The 9,211-nt window shown below is 75.0% G+C and carries 5 protein-coding genes, 1 pseudogene and 1 riboswitch; of the genes and pseudogenes, 3 read left to right on the top strand and 3 right to left on the bottom strand.

What is annotated here, in order from left to right; genetic code table 11:
* Positions 1–117: 117 nt before the first annotated feature.
* Positions 118–1,077, top strand: coding sequence for a D-2-hydroxyacid dehydrogenase family protein (locus tag EAO70_RS34830; RefSeq protein ID WP_148006815.1), 960 nt, complete (start codon positions 118–120; stop codon positions 1,075–1,077).
* A 75-nt stretch (positions 1,078–1,152) separates the two neighbouring features.
* On the opposite strand, the gene EAO70_RS34825 is transcribed toward EAO70_RS34830, so the two are convergent.
* Both EAO70_RS34825 and EAO70_RS34820 read right to left on the bottom strand, forming a co-directional pair.
* On the bottom strand, positions 1,153–1,509 hold the full coding sequence (locus tag EAO70_RS34825; RefSeq protein WP_148006814.1) for a GntR family transcriptional regulator: 357 nt from the start codon (positions 1,507–1,509) through the stop codon (positions 1,153–1,155).
* Between the two features lie 2 nt (positions 1,510–1,511).
* Entirely contained in the window at positions 1,512–2,504 is a 993-nt protein-coding gene (locus EAO70_RS34820) for a hypothetical protein (protein ID WP_148006813.1), read from the bottom strand.
* 275 nt (positions 2,505–2,779) lie between these two features.
* On the opposite strand from EAO70_RS34820, the gene EAO70_RS34815 reads away from it, so the two are divergent.
* A complete protein-coding gene (locus EAO70_RS34815; RefSeq protein WP_148006812.1) occupies positions 2,780–4,411 on the top strand; it encodes an ABC-F family ATP-binding cassette domain-containing protein in 1,632 nt (543 codons plus the stop codon).
* On the opposite strand, the gene cobN is transcribed toward EAO70_RS34815, so the two are convergent.
* Positions 4,408–8,025 (bottom strand): cobaltochelatase subunit CobN, encoded by a 3,618-nt coding sequence (cobN, locus tag EAO70_RS34810; RefSeq protein ID WP_148006811.1) that lies wholly within the window; start codon positions 8,023–8,025, stop codon positions 4,408–4,410. The genes EAO70_RS34815 and cobN overlap by 4 nt on opposite strands.
* A 78-nt stretch (positions 8,026–8,103) precedes the next feature.
* Positions 8,104–8,251, bottom strand: a riboswitch (cobalamin riboswitch).
* Between the two features lie 78 nt (positions 8,252–8,329).
* Here cobN and EAO70_RS34805 point away from each other — a divergent pair.
* Positions 8,330–9,211: pseudogene (locus EAO70_RS34805) on the top strand (cobalamin biosynthesis protein CobG); the annotation flags it as partial.

Here is a 9,211-nt window from a genome sequence, read left to right as displayed (position 1 = left end):
GGTTCGGTCGGGAGACCGGCGGCCCGGTGCCGGGGGTGGGCCGGCGCACGGGCCGCCCCCGGGTCCGGCGGGCCGCCCCGCTACCGGGGCCCCGGGGACGTGCGCGATCATGCCGTCATGAAGCTGCGCTGCGCCGTCCTCGACGACTACCAGGGCGTCGCCCTGACCTCCGCCGACTGGAGCCCGCTCGCCGACCGCGTCGACGTACGCGTCCTGCGCGAGCACCTCACCGACCGGGACGCCCTCGTCGCGGCCGTCGAGGACTGCGAGATCCTCGTCGTCATGCGGGAGCGGACCCCCGTCGACGCCGCGCTCCTGGCCCGGCTCCCCCGGCTCCGGCTCCTGATCACCTCGGGGATGCGCAACGCCTCGGTAGACGTCGCCGCCGCACGCGCGCGCGGGGTCGTCGTCTGCGGTACGGCCTCCAGCTCCGAGCCGCCCACCGAACTCACCTGGGCGCTCCTCCTCGGCCTGGCCCGGCACGTGCCCGCCGAGGCGCGGGCGCTGCGCGAGGGCGGGCCCTGGCAGTCCACGGTCGGCGCCGACCTGGCGGGCCGGACCCTCGGGCTCGTCGGCCTCGGCAGGATCGGCTCCCGGATGGCCCGGATCGGGCTCGCCTTCGGGATGGACGTACGCGCGTGGAGCCCGAATCTGACGGAGGAGCGGGCCGCGGAGCACGGCGCTCGGTTCACGGCGGACAAGCGGGAGCTGTTCGCGGGCAGCGACTTCGTCTCGCTGCACATGGCGCTCTCGGACCGCACCCGCGGCCTGGTCGGGGAGCCGGAGCTGCGGGCGATGCGCCCGCACGCGTACCTCGTCAACACCTCCCGTGCGGGGCTCGTCGACGGGGACGCGCTGCTGCGGGCGCTGCGCGAGGGGTGGATCGCGGGGGCCGGGCTCGATGTCTTCGAGACGGAGCCGCTGCCGCTGGACGACCCCCTGCGGTCCCTGCCGAACGTGCTCGCGCTGCCGCACCTCGGCTATGTGACGGAGGGGAACTACGGGCGCTACTTCGGGCAGGCGGTGGAGGACGTCGAGGCGTTCCTGGCGGGTGCGCCGGTGCGCGAACTGGGCTGATCCGGCCGGGCGGCCTCCGGGCGGCTCCCGGGAGGTCGCCCGGAGGCCGCCGGGCGGTCGCCGCCCGGCCCGTGCTCAGGCCAGGACCGTCCGCGCCAGTTCGACGAACTCCTCGTCCGACAGGCCCAGTTCGCGGGCGTCCGACGCCGCCTCGCGGAGCCTGGAGACCAGGCGGGCGCGGTCGGGAGCGGTGGCGCCGGGCACGATGAGGGCGCCGCGGCCCCGGCGGAGTTCGATCAGTCCCTCCTCGCGGAGCCGCTGGTAGCCGCGGAGGACGGTGTGGACGTTGACGCCGAGGGAGTCGGCGAGCTCCCGGGCGGCCGGGAGGCGCTCGCCGGGCTCGGCGGAGCCGTCGGCGAGGGCGCCCCGGACACAGGCGGCGATCTGGTCGCCGAGGGGCACGGCGGAGGCCGGGTCGACACGGAAGAGCACGGTCAGACCTTCCCATGCCGTTCGGCGAGCGCGTTGAGCAGGGCGGCGGCGGTGTGTGCGTCGGGCACGGTGACCGCGAACTCGCGGCCGCTGTCCCGCCGTACGACGAGGGCCTCGCCGGCGTGCAGCACCACGCCCGTACGGGACGCCCGGACGCGGTAGCCCCAGCCGCCGTAGTCGGCGAGCACGGTGGCGGTGTCGAGCTCGCGGACGCCGGCGCCCGTGACCCCGTCGAGCGGCACGCGCACGCGTGGTCGGGAGACGAACGAGGGCCGGACGGTGACGCCGCGCCGGTCGACGGTGACCCGGACCCGGGCGAGGGCCAGCCCCGGTACGCCGATGACCAGGCCGAGCAGCGCGAACAGGGCGCCGGGCCAGGGCGCGAGGACCAGGCCGACCGGGACGGCGACGAGGGCGAGCGCCGCGAGGACGGTCAGCGGCCGGGAGGTGGTGGCGCGGGTCCAGCCGGCGACCTCGCTCGCGCCGAGCGTGAGCCGGGGCGCGTCGGGCCCGCCCGTGGCGGCCTCCACCGCCTCCCCCGCCGGTACGAGGCGGGTCAGTGCCCAGCCCGCGAGGGCGCACAGGGCGGCGACCGCCGCGGCGAGCGCGAGGTTGGTGAGCGGGGAGACGACCCGGGCCGGGTCGGCGGCGTCCAGGTTGTCCCGCACGAGGAGGACGAGCAGCGTTCCGGTGAATCCGGCCGTCGCCCACGCGCCCCAGAGCGCGGCACGGCGGACGAGGGCCGTCCAGGCGATGCCGAACCCGACGAGCAGGGCGACGCTGACGACGGTGAACACGGTGCGGCCGGTGAAGCCGTCGGCGCGGTCGCCGCCGCCCCCGGAGAAGTGGGTGGCGAGCGTGTCGGGGATCCGGTCGCCCCAGACGGCGAGCACCGTCAGGTAGCCGACGAGCGTGAGGACGAACGGGAACGCGGCGAGCGCGCGAAGGCGGAGCGGGGTGGCCGCGGCGGGCGTGGACGACCTGGCTAGGTTCATGAGAAACCCTCCCTTGTTCGCATCAGCATAGAACAAGTTGTTCGTACTTCGCTAGAACAACTCGACTTCCTTTCGGACAGCACCGAAGCGCGAAGCGGCGGCGGCCGGGTACCCCCTGATCCGGCGCCCCCGATCCCGCACTCCCGAACCGACTCCCGAACCAACGAGACGGAGCGTCTTGCGAAGGAGGCGTGACCGCAGTATCGTCGACAACGTGAGACGAGACGTTTCGTCTCAGGTTCACTCGATCCGTCGCCGAGCACAGGAGACCGCCCTTGTTCCGTGTCCAACTCACCGACGTCACCAAGCGCTACGACGACCGGCACGTCCACCACCGGACCGTGCTCGACCGGATCTCCCTCACCGTCCGCCCCGGTGAACGCCTCGGCGTCGTCGGCGACAACGGCTCCGGGAAGTCCACCCTCCTCCGGCTCCTCGCCGGCCTGGAGACCGCCGACAACGGCACGGTGACCGTCGCGTCCCCCGGCGGCATCGGCCACCTCGCCCAGACCCTGGACCTGCCCCCGACCGCGACCGTCGGCGACGCCGTCGACCACGCCCTCGCGGACGTACGGGAGTTGGAGCGGGCGATCCGGACGGCCGAGACCGAGCTGGCCGAGACCGGGGACCTCGCCGGGTACGCGGAGCTGCTCGCCGGCTACGAGGCCCGGGGCGGCGCCGGGGCCGACCGGCGGGTCGAGACCACGCTCCGGCGGCTCGGCGAACCCGGACCGCTCGACCGCACCCGCCCCCTGGGCACCCTCTCCGGAGGGCAGCGGTCCCGGCTCGCGCTCGCCGCCGTCCTCGCGGCCGAGCCCGAACTGCTGCTGCTCGACGAGCCGACCAACGACCTCGACGACGAGGCCGTGACCTGGCTGGAGGAACGGCTGCGCGCCCACCGGGGCACGGTCGTCGCCGTCTCCCACGACCGGGTCTTCCTCGACCGGGTCGCCACCGCCGTCCTGGAGGTCGACGAGGACCGCCACACCGTCCGCCGCTACGGCAACGGCTACGGCGGCTACCTGGCCGGACGCGCCGCCGAACGGGCGCGCAGGCAGCGGGAGTACGAGGAGTGGAAGGAGGAACTGGCTCGCCACCGGGCCTTCGCCGACACCCACATCGACCGGTTCTCCGCCATCCCGCGCAAGGCACCGGCCGCCTTCAGCGGGGCGGGCGCCTTCCGCGCCCGGTCACGGGCGCACGGCACGATGAGCCGGATCCGGGCGGCCCGCGAGCGGATCGAGCGGCTCACCACCGACCCGGTGCCCGCTCCCCCCGAGCCGCTGCGGTTCCGCGCGCGGCTCGACGGCCGGGGCGCGCCCGTCGACCTGACCGGCGTACGGGTCGACGGCCGGCTCCGCCTGGACGCGCTGCACCTCGACCCCGGGGAGCGCCTGCTGCTCACCGGTGCCAACGGCGCCGGGAAGACCACCCTCCTCCGGGTCCTGGCAGGCGAACTCGCCCCGGACGCGGGCACGGTGACCGCACCCGCCCGGGTCGGGCTGCTCCGCCAGGACACGGCCCCGCCACTCGACCCCCGTACGGTGGGCGAGGCCTTCGGAGAGGGCCGCGAGGACGAACTGCTCGCCCTCGGGCTGTTCGCGGCCCGGGATCTGACGACCCCGGTCCGGCTGCTGTCGACGGGCCAGCGCCGCAAGCTGGAACTGGCCCGGCTGGTGGCCTCCCCCGCCGATCTGCTGCTGCTCGACGAACCGACCAACCACCTGGCGCCCGGCCTGGTGGAGGAGATCGAGGCCGCGCTGGCGGCGTACCGGGGCACGCTGGTCGTGGTCAGCCACGACCGGCGCCTCAGGGAGGGCTTCCGGGGCCGCCGCCTCGCACTGGCACCGGCCCCTGCCCCTGTCCCTGCCACGAGTGCGACCCCGGTGGGGGCCGTATGGACCTAGTCCTCGTCGTCGGAGGAGCCGCCTTCGAGGTCGCCCTCGGTCTCCAGGAACACCTGGCGCAGCGCGGCCAGGGTCTCCGCGTCCGGCTTCTCCCACATGCCTCGCGACTCGGCCTCCAGGAGCCGCTCCGCGATGCCGTGCAGGGCCCACGGGTTGGCCTCCTTCAGGAAGGCCTGGTTCTCCGGGTCGAGGACGTACTCCTGGGTGAGCTTGTCGTACATCCAGTCGGCGACGACGCCGGTCGTGGCGTCGTACCCGAAGAGGTAGTCGACGGTCGCCGCCAGCTCGAAGGCGCCCTTGTAGCCGTGGCGGCGCATGGCCTCGATCCAGCGCGGGTTGACCACCCGGGCCCGGAAGACCCGGGAGGTCTCCTCGACCAGCGTGCGCGTGCGGACGGTCTCGGGGCGGGTGGAGTCCCCGATGTACGCCTCGGGGGCCGTGCCCTTGAGCGCGCGGACGGTCGCGACCATGCCGCCGTGGTACTGGAAGTAGTCGTCGGAGTCGGCGATGTCGTGCTCGCGGGTGTCGGTGTTCTTCGCCGCCACCGCGATCCGCTTGTACGCGGTCTCCATCTCGGCGCGCGCCGGGCGCCCTTCGAGCCCGCGACCGTAGGCGTACCCGCCCCAGACCGTGTACACCTCGGCGAGGTCGGCGTCCGTGCGCCAGTCGCGCGAGTCGATCAGCTGGAGGATGCCCGCCCCGTACGTGCCCGGCCGGGAGCCGAAGATGCGGGTCGTCGCGCGCCGCTCGTCGCCGTGCTCGGCGAGGTCGGCCTGCGCGTGCGCCCGTACGTAGTTGTCGGACGCGGACTCGTCCGCCAGGCCCGCCACCAGGCGTACGGCGTCGTCCAGGAGGCCGATGACGTGCGGGAAGGCGTCCCGGAAGAAGCCCGAGATGCGCAGGGTGACGTCGACGCGGGGGCGGCCCAGCTCGGCGAGCGGGATCGGCTCCAGGCCGTTCACCCGGCGCGAGGCCTCGTCCCACAGCGGGCGGACGCCGAGCAGGGCGAGCGCCTCGGCGACGTCGTCGCCGGCGGTGCGCATCGCGCTGGTGCCCCACAGGGAGAGGCCCACCGAGGTCGGCCACGCGCCGTTGTCGGTGCGGTAGCGCTCCAGGAGCGAGTCGGCGAGCGCCTGGCCGGTCTCCCAGGCGAGCCGGGACGGGACGGCCTTGGGGTCGACCGAGTAGAAGTTCCGGCCGGTCGGCAGGACGTTGACCAGGCCGCGCAGCGGCGAACCGGACGGGCCGGCCGGGACGAAGCCGCCGTTCAGGGCGTGCACGGCGTGGCCGAGCTCGTCGGTGGTGGCGGCCAGGCGCGGCACGACCTGCTCGCAGGCGAACCGGAGCACGGCCCGCACGTCGTCGCCGTACGCGGCGGCGACCGCCGGGACCGCCTCCACGGACCAGTCCGCCGCCTCCATCGCCTCGACCAGCTCGCGGGCCTTCGCCTCCGCCTCGTCGGCGGTGGTGCGGGTCGCGGCGGACTCGTCGAGGCCGAGGGCCTCGCGCAGACCGGGCAGCGCCTGCGTGCCGCCCCAGATCTGGCGGGCGCGCAGGATGGAGAGGACCAGGTTGACCCGGGCCTCGCCCACCGGGGCGCCGCCGAGGACGTGCAGACCGTCGCGGATCTGCGCGTCCTTGACCTCGCACAGCCAGCCGTCGACGTGCAGCAGGAAGTCGTCGAAGCCGTCGTCCTCCGGGCGCTGCTCCAGACCCAGGTCGTGGTCGAGCTTGGCGGCCTGGATCAGCGTCCAGATCTGGGCGCGGATCGCGGGCAGCTTCGCCGGGTCCATCGAGGAGATCTGCGCGTACTCGTCGAGGAGCTGCTCCAGGCGCGCGATGTCGCCGTACGAGTCGGCGCGGGCCATCGGCGGCACCAGGTGGTCGACCAGCGTGGCGTGCACGCGCCGCTTGGCCTGGGTGCCCTCGCCCGGGTCGTTGACGAGGAACGGGTAGATCAGCGGGATGTCGCCGAGGGCCGCGTCGGGGCCGCAGGCGGCGGACAGGCCGGCGTTCTTGCCGGGCAGCCACTCCAGGTTGCCGTGCTTGCCCAGGTGCACCATGGCGTCGGCGCCGAAGCCGCCGTCCTCGGCGCGGGCGGCGATCCAGCGGTAGGCGGCCAGGTAGTGGTGGGACGGCGGGAGGTCGGGGTCGTGGTAGATCGCGATCGGGTTCTCGCCGAAGCCGCGCGGCGGCTGGATGAGGACGAGGAGGTTCCCGCGCCGCAGCGCGGCGAGCACGATGTCGCCTTCCGGGTTCCTCGACCGGTCGAGGAACATCTCGCCGGGCGCCGGGCCCCAGTGCTCCTCGACGTGGGTCCGCAGTTCCTCGGGGAGCGTCGCGTACCAGCGCTTGTAGTCGGCGGCCGGGATGCGGACCGGGTTCCTGGCGAGCTGCTCCTCCGTCAGCCAGTCCTGGTCGTGGCCGCCGGCCTCGATGAGGGCGTAGATCAGCTCGTCGCCGTCGCCGGAGACCACGCCGGGCAGGTCGGCCTCGGGCCCGAAGTCGTACCCCTCGGCGATCAGCCTGCGCAGCAGCGACACGGCGGAGGCGGGGGTGTCGAGACCGACGGCGTTGCCGATGCGGGAGTGCTTCGTCGGGTACGCGGAGAGGACCAGGGCCAGCTTCTTCTCGGCGTTCGGGATGTGCCGGAGCCTGGCGTGGCGTACGGCGATCCCGGCGACCCGGGCGGCGCGCTCGGCATCGGCGACGTACGCGGGCAGGCCGTCCTCGTCGATCTCCTTGAAGGAGAACGGCACGGTGATCAGACGCCCGTCGAACTCGGGGACGGCGACCTGGCTGGCGGAGTCCAGCGGGGAGAGGCCCTCGTCGTTCTCCTCCCAGGCGGCGCGTGAGCCGGTCAGGCAGAGCGCCTGGAGGATCGGCACGTCGAGCGAGGCCAGCGCACCCGCGTCCCAGGCCTCCTCGTCTCCGCCGGCCTGCGCCTCGGCGGGCTTGGTGCCGCCCGCGGCGAGGACGGTGGTGACGACCGCGTCGGCGGTACGGAGGGAGTCGAGCAGCTCAGGCTCGGGAGCCCGAAGGGAGGCCACGTACAGCGGCAGGGCCCGGGCGCCGGCGTCCTCGATCGCCCCGCACAGCGCGTCCACGAAGCCGGTGTTCCCGCTCATGTGGTGGGCGCGGTAGTAGAGCACGGCGACGGTGGGGCCGGTGGTGGTGCGCGCGGTGCGCTCCAGCGGGCCCCAGGTCGGGGCGGCGGCCGGGGACTCGAAGCCGTGACCGGTGAGCAGGACGGTGTCGGAGAGGAAGCGGGCCAGCTGCTCCAGGTTCGCGGGGCCGCCGTGCGCCAGATAGGCGTGCGCCTCGGTGGCGACGCCGACGGGGACGGTGGACGCCTCCATCAGCTGGGCGTCGGGGGCCTGTTCGCCGCTGAGGACGACCACCGGCTTCCCCGCGGCACGCACCGCGTCGAGGCCGTCCTCCCAGGAGCGGAGGCCGCCGAGGAGGCGGACGACGACGAGCTCGGCCTCGGCCAGGAGGCCGGCCAGGTCGGCGAGGGGAAGGCGGGCGGGGTTGGCGAAGCGGTACTCCACCGGGCCGCCGGCCGCGCGGGCGCTGAGCAGGTCGGTGTCGGAGTGCGACAGCAGCAAAAGCATGGCGAGCGCAGGCCTTCCTCGGGGTTGTCCGCGCCCCGGGTGGTCAGATGGGTTGGGGCCTCCCCTCGCTCGAGCGAAGCCGAGAGCTTGGGGAAGGGAGTTCCTGACTCACCGGTCCGGGCTCGTGCGGGCGCACAGCCGGGCCGGCTCACAGTGGCGGGACCGCGCCGGAGTCTCACCGGGCTTCCTCCCCGGGGTCCTGGGACCCCATGCCGTCTGCATAGTAGATCGTGCGGTCGGCGGGCCGGGAGGAGCCGGGGAGTCGGCCGGATCACACCCGGTGGTCGGCCGGTTCCCCGTCGGTATGCTCGCCGCCATGCCGCCCACCCCGCCCCCGACGCCCGAACCGGGCGAACCTCGCACAAGGGACCGTGGCGACGCATGCCCCGGGGCGCTGCGCCTGCACTCCGCCGACGACGGCCGCCTCGCCCGACTCCGCCTGCCCGGCGGGCGCCTGACGGCTCATCAGATGAAGGCCCTGGCGGCGGCCGCGGAGCGGCTGGGCGACGGACGGCTCAGCATCACCTCCCGTGGCAACGCCGAGCTGCGCGGTCTCGCCGACGGCTGCGGGGCCGAGCTGGCGGCGCTCCTCGCCGAGGCCGGCCTGCTGCCCTCCCCCACGCACGAACGCGTCCGCAACATCGTCGCCTCCCCCGCCTCGGGCCTCGACGGACTCGGCGCGTCCGACGTGCAGTTGTGGGCCCGCGAGCTCGACACCCGCCTGCTCTCCGCGCCCTGGGCGGCCGCGCTCTCCGGCCGGTTCCTCTTCGTCCTCGACGACGGACGGGGGGACGTCGCCGGACTCGGCGGGGATGTGACCTTGGTCGCAGTGGGAGGCGGCGAGGCGGAGCTGCACGTCGGCGGGCGGGCCGTCCGGCTCGCGGCCTCCGACGCGCCCTCGGCCGCCCTGGCGGTGGCGGGCGGGTTCCTCGCCGCGGCCGCCGCGGCCGGCACCGGCGCCTGGCGGGTCCGCGAGCTGCCCCGGGAGTACGGGGTGGACCCCGCGGACTGCGGGGTGACCGGGGAGCCCGTCCCCGCGCCGGTCCTCCCGCTGCGACCAAGGTCACATCCCCGCCGAGTCCGGCGACGTCCCCCCGTCCGTCGTCGAGGACGAAGAGGAACCGGCCGGAGAGCGCGGCCGCCCAGGGCGCGGAGAGCAGGCGGGTGTCGAGCTCGCGGGCCCACA

It is taken from the genome of Streptomyces sp. adm13(2018), assembly GCF_008042145.1.
Taxonomy (GTDB): Bacteria; Actinomycetota; Actinomycetes; order Streptomycetales; family Streptomycetaceae; genus Streptomyces.
This window is presented reverse-complemented; position numbering and strand designations above follow the sequence as displayed.

Coding starts and splice junctions, on each gene's coding strand:
- EAO70_RS34820 (WP_148006813.1), bottom strand. CDS start 2,504: ATGAACCTAGCCAGGTCGTCCACGCCCGCCGCGGCCACCCCGCTCCGC.
- cobN (WP_148006811.1), bottom strand. CDS start 8,025: ATGCTTTTGCTGCTGTCGCACTCCGACACCGACCTGCTCAGCGCCCGC.
- EAO70_RS34830 (WP_148006815.1), top strand. CDS start 118: ATGAAGCTGCGCTGCGCCGTCCTCGACGACTACCAGGGCGTCGCCCTG.